This window comes from Halogeometricum limi, assembly GCF_900115785.1.
In the GTDB taxonomy this organism is placed as follows: Archaea; Halobacteriota; Halobacteria; order Halobacteriales; family Haloferacaceae; genus Halogeometricum; species Halogeometricum limi.
Map to the genome: position 1 here is coordinate 213,563 of NZ_FOYS01000003.1, position 17,415 is coordinate 230,977.

19 protein-coding genes are annotated in these 17,415 nt (G+C 66.7%); 7 read left to right on the forward strand and 12 right to left on the reverse strand.

What is annotated here, in order from left to right:
* Positions 1-49: 49 nt before the first annotated feature.
* Positions 50-1,072, reverse strand: coding sequence for a phosphoribosylaminoimidazolesuccinocarboxamide synthase (locus BM282_RS09810; protein ID WP_089880088.1), 1,023 nt, complete (start codon positions 1,070-1,072; stop codon positions 50-52).
* A gap of 163 nt (positions 1,073-1,235) precedes the next feature.
* Between BM282_RS09810 and BM282_RS09815 the strand changes: the two genes are divergently transcribed.
* Positions 1,236-2,045 (forward strand): SIR2 family NAD-dependent protein deacylase, encoded by an 810-nt coding sequence (locus BM282_RS09815; RefSeq protein ID WP_089880090.1) that lies wholly within the window; start codon positions 1,236-1,238, stop codon positions 2,043-2,045.
* Here the strand turns inward: BM282_RS09815 and BM282_RS09820 are convergent.
* Positions 2,038-2,502, reverse strand: coding sequence for a DUF5518 domain-containing protein (locus BM282_RS09820; RefSeq protein ID WP_175501476.1), 465 nt, complete (start codon positions 2,500-2,502; stop codon positions 2,038-2,040). The two genes, BM282_RS09815 and BM282_RS09820, sit on opposite strands and share 8 nt — an antisense overlap.
* A gap of 115 nt (positions 2,503-2,617) precedes the next feature.
* Here BM282_RS09820 and cofH point away from each other — a divergent pair, with 115 nt between their 5' ends.
* Positions 2,618-4,003 carry a 7,8-didemethyl-8-hydroxy-5-deazariboflavin synthase subunit CofH gene (gene cofH / locus BM282_RS09825; protein WP_089880093.1) on the forward strand — a complete coding sequence of 462 codons (1,386 nt, stop codon included), beginning with the start codon at positions 2,618-2,620 and terminating at the stop codon, positions 4,001-4,003.
* Positions 4,004-4,096: 93 nt separating this feature from the next.
* Positions 4,097-4,648 (forward strand): hypothetical protein, encoded by a 552-nt coding sequence (locus BM282_RS09830; RefSeq protein WP_089880095.1) that lies wholly within the window; start codon positions 4,097-4,099, stop codon positions 4,646-4,648.
* Positions 4,649-4,793: 145 nt separating this feature from the next.
* Here BM282_RS09830 and cofG read toward each other — a convergent pair whose 3' ends face one another.
* From cofG to BM282_RS09855, 5 genes are all read right to left on the reverse strand, one after another.
* On the reverse strand, positions 4,794-5,951 hold the full coding sequence (cofG, locus tag BM282_RS09835; RefSeq protein WP_089881117.1) for a 7,8-didemethyl-8-hydroxy-5-deazariboflavin synthase subunit CofG: 1,158 nt from the start codon (positions 5,949-5,951) through the stop codon (positions 4,794-4,796).
* 281 nt (positions 5,952-6,232) lie between these two features.
* On the reverse strand, positions 6,233-6,859 hold the full coding sequence (gene cofC, locus BM282_RS09840) for a 2-phospho-L-lactate guanylyltransferase (protein ID WP_089880098.1): 627 nt from the start codon (positions 6,857-6,859) through the stop codon (positions 6,233-6,235).
* A 21-nt stretch (positions 6,860-6,880) separates the two neighbouring features.
* A complete protein-coding gene (locus BM282_RS09845) occupies positions 6,881-7,666 on the reverse strand; it encodes a hypothetical protein (RefSeq protein WP_089880101.1) in 786 nt (261 codons plus the stop codon).
* The gene (locus BM282_RS09850) at positions 7,635-8,816 is read right to left on the reverse strand and encodes a tubulin/FtsZ family protein (RefSeq protein ID WP_089880104.1); all 1,182 of its coding nucleotides are present in this window, start codon (positions 8,814-8,816) and stop codon (positions 7,635-7,637) included. Before BM282_RS09850 ends, BM282_RS09845 begins: the two co-directional genes overlap by 32 nt.
* A 227-nt stretch (positions 8,817-9,043) precedes the next feature.
* Positions 9,044-9,943, reverse strand: coding sequence for a complex I NDUFA9 subunit family protein (locus BM282_RS09855; RefSeq protein WP_089880106.1), 900 nt, complete (start codon positions 9,941-9,943; stop codon positions 9,044-9,046).
* Positions 9,944-10,093: 150 nt separating this feature from the next.
* Between BM282_RS09855 and tmk the strand changes: the two genes are divergently transcribed.
* Positions 10,094-10,690, forward strand: a complete 597-nt coding sequence (gene tmk, locus BM282_RS09860; RefSeq protein ID WP_089880109.1) for a dTMP kinase — start codon at positions 10,094-10,096, stop codon at positions 10,688-10,690.
* 4 nt (positions 10,691-10,694) lie between these two features.
* Here tmk and BM282_RS09865 read toward each other — a convergent pair whose 3' ends face one another.
* Positions 10,695-11,018 carry a hypothetical protein gene (locus tag BM282_RS09865; protein ID WP_089880112.1) on the reverse strand — a complete coding sequence of 108 codons (324 nt, stop codon included), beginning with the start codon at positions 11,016-11,018 and terminating at the stop codon, positions 10,695-10,697.
* Between the two features lie 121 nt (positions 11,019-11,139).
* Here BM282_RS09865 and BM282_RS09870 point away from each other — a divergent pair, with 121 nt between their 5' ends.
* A complete protein-coding gene (locus BM282_RS09870; protein WP_089880115.1) occupies positions 11,140-12,186 on the forward strand; it encodes a thiamine pyrophosphate-dependent dehydrogenase E1 component subunit alpha in 1,047 nt (348 codons plus the stop codon).
* A gap of 5 nt (positions 12,187-12,191) precedes the next feature.
* Here BM282_RS09870 and BM282_RS09875 read toward each other — a convergent pair whose 3' ends face one another.
* Positions 12,192-12,596: a hypothetical protein gene (locus BM282_RS09875; protein ID WP_089880118.1), complete on the reverse strand. Its 405-nt coding sequence runs from the start codon at positions 12,594-12,596 to the stop codon at positions 12,192-12,194.
* A 67-nt stretch (positions 12,597-12,663) separates the two neighbouring features.
* A complete protein-coding gene (locus BM282_RS09880) occupies positions 12,664-12,897 on the reverse strand; it encodes an Lrp/AsnC ligand binding domain-containing protein (RefSeq protein ID WP_089880120.1) in 234 nt (77 codons plus the stop codon).
* Between the two features lie 91 nt (positions 12,898-12,988).
* Between BM282_RS09880 and BM282_RS09885 the strand changes: the two genes are divergently transcribed.
* Both BM282_RS09885 and BM282_RS09890 read left to right on the forward strand, forming a co-directional pair.
* Positions 12,989-13,672, forward strand: a complete 684-nt coding sequence (locus BM282_RS09885; RefSeq protein WP_089880123.1) for a potassium channel family protein — start codon at positions 12,989-12,991, stop codon at positions 13,670-13,672.
* Between the two features lies 1 nt (position 13,673).
* Positions 13,674-13,904 (forward strand): Lrp/AsnC family transcriptional regulator, encoded by a 231-nt coding sequence (locus tag BM282_RS09890; protein WP_089880126.1) that lies wholly within the window; start codon positions 13,674-13,676, stop codon positions 13,902-13,904.
* Positions 13,905-13,943: 39 nt separating this feature from the next.
* Here BM282_RS09890 and BM282_RS09895 read toward each other — a convergent pair whose 3' ends face one another.
* Both BM282_RS09895 and BM282_RS09900 read right to left on the reverse strand, forming a co-directional pair.
* Positions 13,944-14,444, reverse strand: a complete 501-nt coding sequence (locus BM282_RS09895; RefSeq protein WP_089880128.1) for a DUF5813 family protein — start codon at positions 14,442-14,444, stop codon at positions 13,944-13,946.
* A gap of 389 nt (positions 14,445-14,833) precedes the next feature.
* The gene (locus tag BM282_RS09900; protein WP_245758337.1) at positions 14,834-17,335 is read right to left on the reverse strand and encodes a methyl-accepting chemotaxis protein; all 2,502 of its coding nucleotides are present in this window, start codon (positions 17,333-17,335) and stop codon (positions 14,834-14,836) included.
* Positions 17,336-17,415 lie beyond the last annotated feature (80 nt).

Consider the following 17,415-nt stretch of genomic DNA (forward strand, 5'->3'; position numbering starts at 1 on the left):
TTCCCCAGTTTCCCGCCGGCCGGCGAGTAATCCGTCGTTTAACGAGGCGTTACAGCTCTCTCACGCGGTCGACGGCGTCCGCTATCGGCGGCGCGTCGAACCACTCCGACTCGGTGTAGGCGTTCGTTCCGGCGGCGTACATCTCTGCGACAGCCGTGAGAACCGACGCGGGAAGCGGGTTCGGCGACGTCTCGCACAGCGACCGCCAGTCGGCGACGCCCTCCTCGCGGGCGCGGGTCTTCGCCTCGCCGACGCCGTCGACCCACTCGGGGTCGGTCCGCTTGTAGTACTGGCGGACGACCTCTTTCGACACCTCCTGGCCGTCGTAGGAGAAGCGATTCTCGTCGAACGTCCCGACGACGTCGGCGACTTTGATCGTGCCCTCGTGGTACAGACACTCTATCTTCCCGTCTTCGTGGGCGAACCCGGCGCGGGCGGCGCGTTCGGTCAGGATGTGGTTCACCGCGAGAGCGAGTTCCTCCAACCGGTCGAGTTCGGCCGCGCCCGCTATCTCCGCGGCCTTGTCCCGGCCGAGGTACCGGTCCTGTTCTTCGTACTTCGTCGAGAACTCCACGACCGGTGCGGGCAGGTCGACGGATTCGTCGGGCCACTCGTCGGCGTCGAGGCCGTAGTCGTCGGGCGACCCTCGGGTTCGGAGACTCGACCCGACGGGCACCGTGTTTCGGAAGACGATTTCGAGCGGAATCAGGTAGTTCTCGCCGGCGTCCTCGTGGTAGGCCTCGTAGTCGTACTCGCCCCCACCGACGTACGGGAGGTCGGGCACCTGCGTGAGTTCGATGACCATCTCCGTCGGCGGCGTCTCACAGTCGCCGAGGTCCTTCACCTCGCCGTCCGCTCGCACCCCGACGTAGTGCGTCGGGATGTGGTTGAGGTCCAACAGTTCGAAGTTGAACGCGCCCATCGTACAGAGCGACGCTCCCTTGCCCGGAACGTGGTCGGGCATCTCGCCCCAGTCGAACACGGAGTACTGGTCGGTGAAGACGAACCGGCCGCGACCGAGTTCGTCCGCCGTCGGTTCCGCTTCCACGCGGAACTCCTTCACGCTCGTCATACGAGAGGTGGCGTCCGCCTCTCACAAGAATCCTTCCACTCTCGTGCCTACTCTGAGCCCACACAACTCCACGATGCCCACGTTCATGTATCGTTAAGGTGGCCTTAGTATCAAAATAATATCGAACGGGAGATTTATGTCGGTTCGAGACACAGTCGTGAACATGGACGAACAGGTGGGTACACTGGCCGAGACGTTGGTCGAGGCCGACGGGGTAACCGTACTAACCGGCGCAGACGTGGGTGCCACGTCGGGCGTTCCGACACTCGGGGGAGACGGAAGCGCTCGATGCGACGAACTGGACCCGAAGATGTTCGGTATCGACCGATTCGAGACCGACCCGGCCGGATTCTGGGAGGACGGACTCGAACTCGACGCACTGTACGACGACTCGGCCGACCCGGCGGACGCACACCGGGCGCTGGCGCGACTCGAAGAACTCGACGTCGTCGACGCCGTCCTCACGGAGAACACCGACGGCCTCCACGCCGACGCCGGGACGCGGCGACTGGTCGAACTCCACGGTGACGCCTCGCAGTCCGCCTGCGTCGAGTGTGGACGGTCCGTCCCGACGGCCGACGCGTTGGACCGGGTTCGCTCGGGCGAGTCGCCGCCGCACTGCTCCGAACCGGGCTGTCACGGCCATCTCAAGCCCGACGCCGTCCTGAACGGCGAGGACCTCTCCGAATCCGCGTACGGCGCGGCCCGTCGGATGGCGTGGGAGAGCGACGTCCTCCTCGTCGTCGGGTCGTCGCTGTCGGTCGAACCGGTGGCGACGCTCCCCGAGGAGGCCGCAGAACGAGGGACGCTCGTCATCCTCGGCGAGGAACGGACGGAGAAAGACCACCTCGCGGAGTACGTCGTACGCGGCGACGCCGACGAACTCCTCCCCGAACTCGTCGAGGCGATGCAGGGTCGGATGCCGCGAAGAGAAGACAGGGGACAGGCGCGCGAAGCGACGCGCGTCAGATAGTCGGGTCGACGTCGGGTTCTTTCTCGCGGCGTCCGGCACCTTCGCGTCGAGCGTTGTCGCCGCCGCCGGACGTCTCCCGGACGTACGCGCCGAGATAGCCACCGAGAGCCGAGAGTCCGGCCACCAGTACGACGACGACTCCCGTGGCGACCAGGAACAGGCCGACGAAGAGCGCCGCCGCACCGGCCGCGTCTTCGACGATGGTGAAGAGGCTGAGGCCACCGAAGAGGAGTGCGACGACGACCACGACGGGTATCGCGGCGAGGACGCCGGAGGCGGCCCCGACTCGGAGTCCCTCGGTTCGGGACCGTCCGTAGAGGTAGCCCGCCACGCCGCCGCCGAGGACGGGAGACAACGGGACGAACGACGTGACGACACTCACGACGGCACCCAGGAGTGCGCTCGGCCAGAAACGCAACTCGGTCCGTGTCTTCGTCTCGCTCGATTCGGTATCCATGCGACTAGAGACGCGCGCTGAGGACATAATCGTAGACGAGTGGCGTGCTGTCTCGGCGCTTCCGGCCGTCACCGATACCGCCTCACTTTTGTGCGCCCGCGCGGTGTCACGTACCATGACTGACGCGTCGGTACCGGACGGGGAGTTCGAGTTCGAACACCGCCCCGACACCGACCAGTCGTTCGAGAACGCCCTCGTGAAGGCGCGGGCGGGCGACAGACTGAGCGTCGCCGACGGCATCGAGTTGATGACGACGGGGACGGACCGACCGGGCGTCGACCCGGTGCGGAAAGAACAGGTGCTGGAGGCGGCGGACCGCCGCCGGGCCGAGATGGTCGGCGACGACGTGACGTTCGTCGCGAACCTGAACAACAACGTCACGACGGCGTGCAACACGGGGTGTCTGTTCTGTAACTTCAAGAACACCGCCCACCAGTTCGAGACCGGGTACGACGACGACCACACCGGATTCACGAAGACGCCCGCCGAGTCGCGCGCCGTCGTCGAAGACGCCCTCGACACGGGCATCTACGAGGTCACCTCCGTCTCCGGACTCCACCCCGCGTTCGTCCTGAACGAGGAACACCGCGAGATTCTCGAATCGTACGACAACCCGTACGCCGAGGTGGACTACAAACCGCCCGCGGCGTACGACGACGACCCCGGAACCTACGTCGAACAGATGCGCGCGATGTCCGTCGGCGGCGTCCACCTCCACTCGATGACGCCCGAAGAGGCGTACCACGCCCGCCGCGGCACCGACTGGTCGTACGAAGACGTCTACCGAGAACTGAAAGACGCCGGCTTGCACTCCGCGCCCGGCACCGCCGCGGAGATTCTCGTCCCCGAGGTCCGAGACGTCATCTGTCCGGGGAAGATTTCGACCGACGAGTGGGTCGCGGGGATGGAAGGAGCCATCGCCGCCGGACTGGACGTGACGGCGACCATCATGTACGGCCACGTCGAGAACGCCGCCCACCGCGTCATGCATCTGCAGGTGATTCGCGACCTGCAGGACCGAACCGGGGGTATCACCGAGTTCGTCCCTCTCTCGTTCGTCCACCAGAACACCCCGTTGTACGACCGCGGCCTCGTCACCGAGGGGGCCTCCGACGCCGAGGACGAACTGATGATAGCCGTCTCGCGACTGTTCCTCGACAACGTCGAGAACCTCCAGTCGTCGTGGGTCAAGTTCGGTAACGCGAAGGGGCTGAAACTGCTCAACTGCGGCGCGAACGACTTCATGGGAACCATCCTCTCAGAAGAGATAACGAAACGCGCGGGCGGCGGCTACGGCGAGTACCGGTCGTTCGACGACTACGTCGAGATGATATCGGCCATCGGCCGCCCCGCCGTCGAACGCTCGACGGACTACCGCGAACGGCGGCGTCTCGACCCCGGCGACGGTCCGCACGGCCCGATGCTCGGCCCCCGCGCCGACGGGACACCGATGCTCTCGGACCGCGACGGCGGCGGAGAACCCGCCCACGCCGACGACTGAGACGCGCCGTCCGCCTCCGCGACCAATCGAGACTTGCGGCCAACGACGCCGACTGCCGCGGTCTGAAGTACGCTCGCGTCGTCTCTCCGCACGATGATGGTGACCACGCACGCGGCCGCCGCACTCCTCCTCTTGGCCGTGCCTGCGTCGGTTCTCGTTCCAGAGTTCACCGCCGCCGCCGTCGTCGCCGCCCTCCTCGGCGGCATCGCCCCCGACGTCGACCTGTTCGTCGGCGTCCACCGCAAGACGCTCCACTTTCCGATTTACGCCTCCGTCGCGGGCGTCGTCGCCGCCCTCGTCGCCGTCGCCGCCCCGTCCGCCGCGAGCGTCGCCGTCGCGGTGTTCCTCCTCGCGGCGGGTCTGCACGCCGTCTCGGACTGGTTCGGCGGCAGCGACGAACTCCGGCCGTGGGAGCGTACCTCGCCGCGCGCGGTGTACCTCCACCCGCGACGCCGGTGGCTCAGGCCACTCCACGTCGTCCGATACGACGGCGCGCCCGAGGACTTCCTGCTCACGGCCGTCTTCGCGCTTCCCGCGGCGCTCTTCTTCGTCGGTCCGGTCCGCCTCGTCGTCGCCGCGGGTCTCGTCGTCGCGGCGACGTACACCGTCTTTCGGCGGTACGTCCCGGACGTGCTCGGTATCTGAGTCGGTCGCGCGGCGTCCGGCCGAACGGCTTCTTCACCCACCGACACCGTCCCGACGACGACGTAGCGGTACGGCGGCAGTTCGTGCGTCTCGAACGCGTCGAACACCGACTGAAGGCGGTGACCCGTCACTCGGCCGCGTGCGTTCAGTCCGCCGACCCGACGGACAGCGGTCCCTCGCGTCGGGCGACGCCGCGGTAGCGTTCGCCGTGGACGTCGTCGGCGTCCATCGCCGCCAGCACTCGCTCGGAGAGCCACGACCGGTCGGTCTCGACGCCGTCGAACGCCGCACGGCGGAAGCGTTCGGGGAGGTAGCGTTCGTACACCGGGAGGCGTTCGTACAGGGGGACGCCCGCCTCGTCGGCGACGTCGCGCAGTTCCCGGAGGGCCGGCCACTCGTAGTCGGGGTTGACGTAGTCGTCGGTGACGGGCGAGACGCCGCCCAAGTCGTCGACGCCGCAGTCGAGGAGTTCTCGGGTCGGCGAGAGGTTCGGCGGCACCTGGACGGACACCTCCTCCGGGAGGGCCGCGCGGGCCATCGCGACGACGCGACGCATCGTCTCGACCGAAGGCGTCTCGAAACTCGACCGCTCGTTCGGGACGACGTTCTGCACGATGACCTCCTGGACGTGGTCGTAGCGTTCGTGGAGTTCGCAAATCGCGAGGAGGCTCTCCGCGCGGTCACGCCACGTCTCGCCGATGCCGACGAGGATGCCGGTGGTGAACGGAACGCCCACCTCGCCCGCGGCGCGGATGGTGTTCAGTCGCTGACCGGGAGTCTTGCGCCGCCCGCCCGAGTGCGCCTTCACGTCCGCCGTCGTCTCCAGCATGACGCCCATCGAGGCGTTGACGGGCGCGACTCGTTCGAACTGCGCTTCGGTGAGGTCGCCGGGGTTCGAGTGCGCGAGGAGGCCCTCGTCCATCGCCATCTCACAGCAGTCACGGAGGTACGCGAGGATGTCGTCGTACCCCCACGCCGCCAACTGGTCGTGGACGGCGGTGTAGCGGTCGTCCGGTTCGTCGCCGAACGTGAACAGCGCCTCGGTACACCCCGCGTCGGCCCCGCGTCGAAGCGTCTCGCGCACGTCGTCGGGGGACATGAGCGTCGCCTCGCCCGGCACGTCGTAGTAGGTGCAGTAGGTGCAGGTGTAGCGACACGCCGTCGTCAACGGGAGGAACACGTTGCGCGAGAAGGTGAGTTCGGGGGCGGCGCTCACGTCGTCCGGCGACACCGACAGCAATCGCTCGACTGCGCCGTCGTCGACGGTGACGTCCACGTCGTACTCGTCGGCCGCGGGAAACACGAGTCGGCGTCCGTCTCGGAGGCACAAAAACGTGCCACATCCCCGGGGGAACGGGTCGTTCCCGACCGAACCCGTCGCTCGGGACTCGATGAACGCCGCGGGGATGTCCCGCGGCAGACACGCGCGGACGCCGCGAGTTGGGAGCGGTGCGGCGTCGCTCGCGGTGTCGCGAGACACCGATACGGCACGACGCGCGTCTTCGTGCGGTACGCGGCCCGGCACACCCCGCGCGTCGTGCACCGTCCACGTTTCGCCTGTCGTAATTAGCTCTGCTGGCCGCCTCACTCGCGCGTGACCCCGACGCGGCCGTCCGCCACGTCGAGTTCGAATCCGGCGTCGACCAGCCAGTCTCTCGCCGCGCCCGTCCCGTGCAAGAGTACTTCCGCGAGGTCCGACGGTTCGTCCACGTCCGTCGACAGTCGCATCGAGTCGACGTCCGTCACCGAGAGGTCGGCGGCGGCGGCGAGTCGGCGGTGGTCGCGGTAGGACGCCCCGTGGTAGTCGACGCGGAAGTCGGGGTGGCGAACGACGAGGGCGTTCGTCCCGCCGCCGCGGCCGGGAGCGACGACGACGTCGCCCTCGCTCTCGAACAGTCGGGAGAGCGCGTCGGGCGTCGCGAGCGCCAGGTCGGCCATCACGACGGCCACCGACTCCGTCTCGGCGTGCGTTTCGAGTACCGCGTTCACCGCCGGCGTGAGCGGTCTGTCGTCGACGACGGCGGGCGCGTCCGCCCCGTCGGCGTCCGACTCGTCGGCCGTCAACAGCGTCGGCGTCTCGCCCGCCGCGCGGACGGCGTCGAGGACGTCGTCGCGCATCGCCCGCGCGAACGCGCGACGCTCCGCGAGCGAGAGCACGTCGGCGAGACGGCTCTTCGGGTCGCGCGTCGTGTACGGGACGACCACCTGCATGAGAAAAGTCGCGTGTCGGCGTTAGCCGAGTTTGTCGTAGCTGCTCTGTTGGGACCGCCAGTAGACGATTCCACCGACCACGACGGCGACGACGACGAGGCCGCCGACGGCGTAGATGAGCAGTTGTTGGGTCTGGCTCGACTGCTGCGCCTGTTGCGCTTCGGTCTGCGCCTGGTTCGCCAGTTCGGTGGCGAGTTCGAAGTTACCGTTCTCGAACGCGCTGACCGCGTTGTCGAACGTCTGCTGCGCTTGGTCGGACCCGCTGCTTCCGACGACGGCCTGCGCGTCGTCGAGTGCGGTCCGCGCACCCTGGCTCTCCTCGGTGAAGTGGTGCGCCGTCCACGTCTGGATGTCGTTCGAGGAGCCACCCTGTCGCGTCTGCTGGAGGCTCATCGCCTCGAACGCCTGCGCGGGGTCGTAGGTGAACGCGTCCACGCCCGGTGCGGTACCGGCGACGCGCACTTCGACTTCGCTCGTCCCGTCGTCGGCGGCTATCTCAGCGCCGCTGAAGTTCTGGCCGTCGAACGACTGCTGGTTTATCTTCGCACCGGTCTGGTCGTAGTAGGTGACGGTCCACGTCACGTCCTCTAGCTCGGTCGTTCCGGCGAGCGTCCACGACTCTAACTGCGGGTTCTTGTACAGTTCCGTCAGCGTCACCGTCGCGGTGATCTTCGAGTCGGCCTGCGCGTCGCTGGGCACGTCCTCCTCGGCGACCGAAATCGCGGCCACGGGGGCCGCGAACGCCGAGAGGCAGACGAGACAGGCGAGCGCCAGCTTAGAAAAGCGACTCCAACTCGTCTTCGTCATCGTTGACTAGGTTCTCCAAGTTTTGGTCGCTCTCTTGCCGAATCTCGTCGATGTTCTCCTGCGCCTCGATGGCCACCTGCTGGAGCTCTTTGATGCGGGGCACGTTCGTGACCCCGGAGAGCAGGATGACCGACGCGACTTTTCCGGAGTTCCGGATGGGGTAGTCCCCACCGCGAACCTCCATGCTGCCGGTCTGCTCTTCGATCCACTTCCGCCCGCGCTCTATGCCTTTCCGGTTCAGATGCTCCGGCGGTCCGGCCATCACGAGTAGTGCACGTTCGGTCCCTTCTACCTCACACGGGAGCGTGAGACGGCCGAGTGCGGCCTTGCGGACCAAGGACGTGATGCGGTTGGTCGTGTGTGCGGTGTCTATCTGGTCGTCCTCGCTCCCGCCCGTAATGCGCGAGAGGAGGCCGCTGCCCGAGTTCTTCTCCTCGACGGTCTCGGAGGCGTATCCGACCGTGGAGACGCCGCCGCCGGCGAGCGTGTTGATTATCTCGGAGGAGTCGACGACGCTCTCTGCGACCTCGCCCCCTTGCTCGACTTCTCCTGCCCCGAACAGGACGCCGAAGCGGGTGACGATCTCTTCGTTGATCTCGTCGTACCCTCCTTGCACCGACTCGCCGGTCTTTCGCCAGGAGTCGTTGTCGAACACCATGAGGTTGTCAACCTCGCGGACGAACGTCTGGAACGACCGCGCGGCGTTGAGCGTGTAGATTCCACCCTCGTCACCGCCCGGCAAGACGCCGAGTCCGTAGACTGGCTCTGTGTAGATTCGTTTCAAGTGTTTCGCTAATACGGGCGCGCCACCGCTTCCGGTGCCGCCACCGAGTCCCGAGACGACGAGGAACGCGTCCACTTCGTGGACGGGGATGCTGTCGACAGCACCCTGCACCTCGTCGATGTCTTCTTCGGCGATTTCGGCTCCGAGTTCGTTGTCGGCACCGACTCCGTGACCTTTCACACGCGACTGCCCGATCAGGACGCGCTTGTCCTGTGGGATGTGTTCGAGGCCCATCAAGTCGGCCTTCGCTGAGTTGACCGCGACGGCGGCGCGGACGATGCCCGAACCGTGTCGCTGGTCGTACTCGACGAATTTGTCGACGATCTTTCCCCCGGCCTGCCCGAATCCGATCATTGCGAGTTTCATCGTTTCTCCGGTCCCCTCGCCATTGCGTGTAAGCCAACACGAACGCAGACATAAACTTTGTGATGGGGAACTATCTCGAAAATGATACAATAATTTCGTCAATCGCAAGACAGCGTCGACCCATTAATCCATCATTATACGCTTTCGAGTATTTCACGAAACGGTGACTGTCAACTAACTCTGTATATTTTGGTGGTCTTAACGCCGAAAATTGGGCGGCTTCGTCGTCAGTTTCGGTCGTGCGCGTCGCGGAGGTAGGCACGCAACGTGGTGAGTTCACCAGTGCCGTAGCCGAACGCGCCGATGGCGTTGTCGTCGGTGACGTTGTCGAACTTGAGCGAGCGGTACTGGTCCGTTCCCATCGGGAACCCGGGGATGGCCCCGCCGATGGTGAGTCCGACCTTCGCCAGTCCCATCGGAACGGGAACGACGGTGGTCGAACGGCCGTCCGACTCGTGGATCAGCTTGGCGATCTCCGCGAGGGTGAGTTTGTCGGGGCCGCCTATCTCGTACGTCTGGCCGACGTGTTTCTCGTCCTCTACGGCGTCGGCCATCATCCGGGCGACGTCCGTCACGTGGATGGGCTGAAAGCGCGTCTTGCCGCCGCCGGGGAGTGCGCTGACGTACGGCGGGGCGAGGAGTTTCGTAAAGGAGACGAACTCGCCGCCGTCGCCGAAGATGACGGAGGGGCGGAAGATGGTCCAGTCGAGGACCGACTCCGTAACGATCTCCTCGGCGCGGCCCTTCGCCCGGATGTACGCGGTCGGTCCGTCCGGGTCGGCACCGAGCGCGCTCATCTGGACGAACCGGTCGACGTCGTTTTTCTCGGCCGCGCGGACGACGTTCTCGGTTCCCTGTCGGTGTATCTTGTCGTGCATCTCCTTGCCGCCGCTCGGTTTGAACAACGGCGAGAGCGCGACGAGGTTGTAGACGGCGTCCATCCCGTCGAACGCGTCTTTGATGGAGTCGTAGGCGGTGACGTTGCCCATCACCTTGTTGACGCCCTTCGGGAGGTCGTCGCTGTTCGGACTCCGGGACATCGCGGTCACCTCGTGACCCCGTTGTTTCAGTTCGCGGCACAGGTTCGTTCCGACGAAGCCGCTGCCGCCGACCACGAGAACTTTCATCGGTTCTACTTGTCTCGGAAGCGCCGTAAATCTACCCCCGCCGCGGCCGTCGTCTCCCGATTTCTCGTCGGATTCCTCGCGCGTACTATCCGGTGCGTCCGTCGAGTGAGACCCGAGTCGTTTTACTCCCCCGACGGTCCACGTCGAACTATGCTCATCACCTTAGAGGGACTCGACGGGAGCGGAAAGACCACCGCGTGGGAGGCGTTGCACGACGTCTACCCCGACGCGGTGTTCACCCGCGAACCCACCGAGTCGTGGTACGGCGACGCCGTCTACCGTTCGATGGGGGACGAAGACGCCGACGCCCTCGCCGAACTGTTCCTCTTTACGGCGGACCACGCCGACCACCTCTCTCGGGTCGTCCGGCCCGCACTCGCCGAGGGCGAACTCGTCGTCTCGGACCGCTACTCGGACTCGCGGTTCGCCTACCAGGCGGCGACGCTCGAAGAGTCGGAACTCCGTCGCCCCCTCGACTACATCCGCGGCATCCACGCCGCCTTCTCCCGGCCGCCGGACGCGACCATCTACTTAGACGTCGACCCGGAGACGGCCGCCGCCCGCGCGGGAGCGACGAACAAGTTCGAGCGAGCGTCGTATCTCCGGACAGTCCGCGAGAACTACGAACGTCTCATCGACGCCGAACCCCACCGATTCGTGCGCGTCGACGCGACGGAACCACCCGAGGACGTCGTCGAGATGGTCGAACGGAGCGTCGAGCGTCTGGTCCGCGAACACGACGACTGACCCGCTAGCTCCGCGACTCGGGCAGGTCGTACTCCTCCGGCGGCGGGACGTAGACGGTGTCGATGGTGAACCCGAGAGCGAGGGGCATCCCGACGCTGATTGCTAACAGGGTCACTCCGTCGAAGTTCAGCCCCGCACCGATTGGAAGGAGCCCGAAGAAGACGAGCGTTGTCACGACCAGAACGAGCGGAGTGAGCAGCAGCGAGTAGATGACGTACCCCCACTGGGTCTTCAAGCGGATGCGGAAGAACCGGGTCAGCACCGCGGCGACGAGGGTGTGGACGACGAGCACCACCCCGAACAGCGCGAGGTTGAGGACCGAGACCATACCCGAGGTAGGGAGTCTGGAGACTTTACACCAACGGGTCCGGCCGTCGACAGGCGGCCGACTCCGACATTGCTCACGAAAATCGTGGACGTTTATGACGGCCCCCGGTGACGTGCCCCGTATGCACCGACTCATCGGCAAGCGCTCTCTCGACGACTCGTGGCTGGACGAGGAGGACGCGCGCGCCGCCTTCCGCGACATGGTCCGGACGCGACGACTCGACGAACGCGCGCTCGCTCTCCAACGTCGCGGGTGGATGAGCGGCTATCCGCCGTATCAGGGACAGGAGGCCTCGCAGGTGGGCGCCGCGCACGCGATGCGCGAGGACGACGTGCTCTTTCCCACGTACCGGTCGAACGCGCTCCAGGTCGCACGCGGCGTCCCGATGAGCGACGTGCTCGCGTTCCGCCGCGGCCACCCCGAGTTCACCTCCGGTCACGACGTCCCCGTCTTCCCGCAGGCCGTCCCCATCGCCACGCAGATTCCGCTCGCGACGGGCGCGGGCATGGCGGCGACGTACCTCGAAGAGGAACACGCCATCCTCGTCTGCTTCGGCGACGGCGCGACGAGCGAGGGCGACTTCCACGAGGGGCTGAACTTCGCGGGCGTCTTCGACGCGCCGGTGGTGTTCTTCTGCGAGAACAACGCGTGGGCCATCTCGATGCCGCAAGAGCGCCAGACCGCGAGCGAATCTATCGCCGTCAAGGCCGAAGCGTACGGCTTCGAGGGCGTTCAGGTTGACGGCAACGACCCGCTCGCCGTCCGCGAGACGGTGACCGAAGCGCTCTCGGACGCCCGCGAGGGGTCGCCGGTGCTCGTCGAGAGCCTCACCTACCGACAGGGTGCGCACACGACGGCCGACGACCCGAGCGCGTACCGCGACGACGACCCGGACCTGCCGGAGTGGCGCGTCCGCGACCCGCTGGAGCGCTTCGAGGAGTTCCTTCGCGGGGAGGGCATCGTCGACGACGCGTTCGTGGAGTCGGTCCGCGAGGAGACCGAATCCGAGTTACGAGACGCCGTCGAGACGGTCGAGTCGCTCCCCGACCCCGACCCGGACGACGTCTTCGAACACGCGTACGAGACGCTCCCCCCGGAACTGCTTCGCCAACGCGAGGAGATGCGCGAGTTCCTCGCTACGCACGACCCCTACGAACTGGAGCGCTGAGTCGCTTAGGAGGCGAACACGGAGCCGTCGTCGCCGACGTACTCGACGCCGACGACCGAGTGGAGATACCAGTTCGTCGCCGCGGTTCCGACGAGGAACGACACCACGCCGAGACGGACCGGGGGCGACGCACGGAGGACGAGAAACACCGCCGCCAGCGTAAACGAGGCGATGAAGGCGAACCGGACGCCTCGGTGTCCGAGCGCTTCTGCGACCCGCGGCGAACTCCGCCCGAGAGAGAAGTAGCTACCTAACGGAACTCCGACGAGGACGACGGCGAGACTCGTCGAGGGCGAGAGGGCGGACACCACCGCGTGCACGTCTCCGAAGACGGCGAACGCGGCGGCGAACAGACTCGTCGCCGCGTCGGTCTTCAGCGACGAGCGGACGTCGTCGGGGAGAGCGGTCACGGAGACGCGTTCGTCTGACCGCTACTTCAACGTCCGTCGCGTTCGTCGCCCGTCGCCCGCTTCGCCTTCAGTCCTCCATCGAGATGTACGTCTTCGTGTCCGTCACGCCCTGAAGCCCCTGGATGTTGCTCGACGACGTCTTGAGGATGTCGTACACCTCGTCGGCCTCGACTTCGGTGATGATGTCGTACGCACCGGCGACGATGTGCGCCTCCGTCACCGTCTCGAACTCACGAATCGGCGTGAGCAGTTGCTCTGATTCGCCCGCCCCGGTCTTGACCATGATGAAGGCGTGTACCATGCTACACATGACCACGCGACGCGACATAGCGTTTGCGACACCTGCTACCGCGGGGCAAGCTTATTCATCTCAGACGGCGTACGTGTGTTCCATGCGGTTCGTTATCATTGGTGCAGGACGAGTGGGGCTTCGAACGGCCCGTGTCCTCCGCGAGGAGGGACACGAGGTGACTATCGTCGAACTGGACGACAACCGCGTCGAGCGGGCCCGTGAGGCGGGCTTCGAGGTGGTCGAAGGCGACGGCTCCAGAGAGGAGACGCTGGAACGCGCGGGCGTCGAAGACGCCGACGCGCTCGGCGCGCTCACGAGCGACTTGAACGTCAACTTCGCCGCGTGCTCTATCGCGAAGCACCACGGCCTCCGGACGGTCCTCCGCGTCGACGAGGACTACCGCGAGGAGGTGTACCACAAGTACGCCGACGAAGTCGACGAGGTGGTCTACCCCGAACGCCTCGGAGCCATCGGCGCGAAGAACGCCCTCCTCGGCGGGTCGATTCGCGCCATCGCCGACATCGCACAGAACCTTCAGGTCGTCCTCATGACGGTCACGGAGGAGTCGCCGATGCGAGGCTACTCCATCGAGGAAGTCGCGCTCCCCGCGCAGGCGCGTATCCTCGCGTTCGGGAAGTCCGACGAACCGATGGGTATCCCGCTGGCGGACGACTCGCTCGAAGTGGGTGACCGACTCGCTATCCTGGCCGACTTCGACGTGCTCGGCGAGGTCAGACAACTCCTCGTCGGCGAGGGAGTCGCCGCGGCCGTCGGGGGTGCCTGAGATGGTCACCGCTTACGTCATGGTGAAAGCGTCGACGGGCGACGTGGACCGCCTGAAAGAGACGATGCTGAACCTCCACGACGGCGTCGAGAGCGTCAGCATCGTCGCCGGCGACGTGGACTTCATCGTCAAAGCGCACGTCGAGACGCCGGCGGAAGTGAAGGACATCGCCGCCTCGATACACGAGATGACCGGTATCGAGGACACGCAGACGTACATCGCGATGGACTAAAGAGAGAACGAAAGAGAACGAGAGACGGACGAACGGCGGCTACAGCGGTGGGCCGTCTCCGTTCGCCGCGTCCGTCGCGCGGTTTATCAGACCGGAGACGGGCTCCGTGTACTCGTAGCCCGGGATGATTCCCTGTACGTACGTCCCCTCGACGTAGTCGATGACCGCTCCGGCGTCCTCGACGCCCCGCCGTTCGTTGATGTCGGAGAACGAGGTGCTGACGACGGCCGTCTCGCCCGCGCGGGTCACGTCGACCGCGAAGTCGTGTTCGGCCTTCGTGACGCCGCCGACGTCCGCCGCGCGCAGCTCGAACGTCTCGTACCACCCGTCTTCGACCACCGGAGCCACGTCGTCGGCGACGGTGGCGTCGAGCATCGGGACGCGAACCGTCACGTCGAACGTTATCTCGCCGCCGTCTTCGCCGACGGTGACCCGGCCGTCGAACACCGTCGCGGTCCACTCGAACGTCGCGTCGTCGATTCGGTCGAACGAGTCGTGGTCGCGGAAGGCGCGTCGCGCCCGGTCAGGTACCTCACTCATCGCTCGAAGGGAGGCGTCGGCGGGACAAAAGCCCCTCGTGTCGACCGACCCGCGAGTCGAGTCGTCGCCGAGAGCGTTGCGGGGTGCGGCACGTTTAAGTGGCTGCCCGGCATCATTGCAGATGACGCTTCGCTTTGGAGGGCCGAAGCGTCAGCGGGGACCAATTCAGGGCGGCAGCGTCCGTTCGGGATTTTCCCGACCGGGCGCTACCTTTTCCCACGAACTCACGAGACAGAGCGACTGCGTCGTCGCACGCGTCGATTACTCGCCGCCGAGTGTAGCGAATCGATAGTGGATAGGTTCGAAGTCGAACGCGAGTGACGACGCCGTCCCGAACGGCGCGCGAGGATTCGATTCGACGCTCACCGACGCGGCGGAGTTGAGGCCAGTCAGTCGTCGTCGGCCGCGGCGGTCGGCGCGGAGTCTGGCACCGGTTCGTCCGCGTCGGTGTCTCTCTCCTCTGTTCCCGTGGCGACGTCCACGTCTTCTGTATCCGCGCCGGTCTCTCCCGCTTCTGTATCCGCGTCGACGCCCACCTCTGCGTCTGCGTCCACATCGGCATCTTCCGCGCCTGCGCCGACGTCCGCGCTCGCGCCCGCGCCCGTATCCTCGTCGGCATCTGCGACCGGTTCCGCCACCGACTCGGCGTCCGCCGGACGCTCGCCGTCGTCTGCGTCCTCTCGGTCCGCCACCGCTTCGCTCACGTCGAACGCCTCGACGCGTTCCGCGAGGTCCGCCGTCTGGTCGGACAGTTCTTCCACCTCCCGCGCGACGGTCTCCAGCGAGGCGGTCTGTTGCTGGGCGGCGGCGGCGACGTCCTCGGCTTGACCGTCCGTCTGCGCGGCGATGGCCGCCGCGTCGTCGACGCTCTCGGCGACCTGTTGGGTCGACGTGGCCTGCGAGTCGGTCGCGTGGTCGATAGACTGGACGCTGTGGTCGACTTCTTCGACCAGGTCGACGGCGTCTCGGATGGCGTCGACGCCGTCCTCGATGGTGTCGGAACCGGATTCGACGGACGACTCCATCTCGTGCATCTGTTCGACCGCCTCCGTCGTCGCGCCGCGCACGGCGTCGATGGAGTCGGCGATGTCGTCCGTCGCGGCCGCCGTCTCTTCTGCGAGGTGTTTCACCTCGTCGGCGACGACGGCGAATCCGGCACCCGCCTCGCCCGCCCGCGACGCCTCGATGGACGCGTTCAGCGCGAGGATGTTCGTCTGCTCTGCGATGTCGTCGATGAGGTCGACGACCGACGCGATGTCCGTCACCTCCTCGTCGAGACGCGACACGCACGCCGTGACCGTCTCGGCTTGCGCGGCTATCTCTCGCATCTCGCGACCGACGGCCGTCGCCGCTTCTCGCCCGTCGTCGCCGCGTTCGGCCGCCCGCTTCGATAGGTCCGACAGTTCGTTCGCCTGCGCGGCTATCTCTTCGACCGTCGCCGAGAGGTCGGCCGTCTGGTCGGAGACGCTCTGGAGCGTGTCGAGTTGCTCGGCGGCACCGGCCGAAATCTCCTGCGTCGAGCGACTCACCTGTCGACTCGCCGTCGCGACCTCTTCGGTCCCGACGCCGACCCGTCCGGAGGAGGCGGCCACCCGGTCGGCGAACGCGCCGACTTCGGCCACCGTCTCCTCCCACTCGTCCATCATCCCGTTGAACCGCCGACCGACCTCGGCCATCGCCTCGGCGTCGCCGGCGGCGTCGGGGTCCATTCGAACCGTCAGGTCGCCCGCCGCGGCGGCGTCCATCGTCTCGCCGTAGTCGGTGGCGGCGCGTTCGAGCGTCGCGGCCGTCGCCTCGGACTCGCGTATCCGCGCGTCCAACGCGTCGCGCATCTCGGCGAACGACTCCGAGAGCGTGCCGAACTCGTCGACGCGGCGCGAGGAGAACTCCACGTCCATGTCGCCGTCGGCGAGTCGTTCCGCGCGGGACTGGAGGCGGCGGAGCGAGACGACGGTGCCGCGTCCGAGCGTCAGGCCGACGAGGACGAACCCGGCGACTGCGGTGCCGATGAGCACCGAGAGGTCGTTTCGGACCTGCGTGAGAAGCGCGAAGACGTTCTCTCTCGGGGCCTGCACGAGGACTATCCAGTCGGTGCCCTGCACCGGCGCGTAGGCGACGACGCTCGCGTCCGACTTTCCGTCGGCGGCGCGTTCGACGACGCCGCTCTCGTCGCCCGCCTCGACGGCGGCGGCCAGACCGGGCGTGTTCTCGCCGTCGCGGTACGCCGTCAGGACGTTCTTGCCGTAGCGGTCGAACAGCACCGTCCCGTCCGTTCGGACGACCTGCGTGTGAGAGCCCTCGACGGGTTCCGCAAAGGACTTCGCGTGCTGCGTCGCGTCGGTCACGACCAACACCGCGCGGTCGGTTCCGGGGACGGGACTGGCGAACGCGACGAGTTGGAGGCCGCCGTTGCGGTATACCTCGCTCACCGCGACGTCGGTCGATTGGCTGAACGAGAGTCCCCCGCCGGACCACTCGATGCCCGCGTCGTCCAGCGTCTTCGTCTCCATCGACCCCGAGGTACTGCGGACGACGTCTCCGGTCGCCGTGTCGACGTAGTGAAGCGCGTACACGTCGCTCGGCAACTGCCCGTGTTCGCGCAGGAGCGCCCGGTCAGCCTCGTCCGCGTCGGCCGACTGCAGACCGCGGTGCTCCGACAGCATCCGCGCTCGCTGTTCGTTCGTGTCCACCCACTCGTTGAGTCCGTCGGCTTCCAACTCTGCCATCGTCTGCAACTCCGCGTGCTTCTCTCTCGTCAGTTCCTCGTCGACCTGCGCTTGGGTGTACAGTCCGACGCCGACCATCACGCCGAGAAGTACGACGAGGACGAGAGCGTACTTGCGAAAGTAACTCCGCCGCAAGAACGCCGGGAGAACGTCCAGTCTCTTCATCGACTGGATGTGTCTACTCCGCTATTTAGTGGTACCCCAGAGAGTATCAAACGTGATATTGGGTGGCGACGCGACGACGG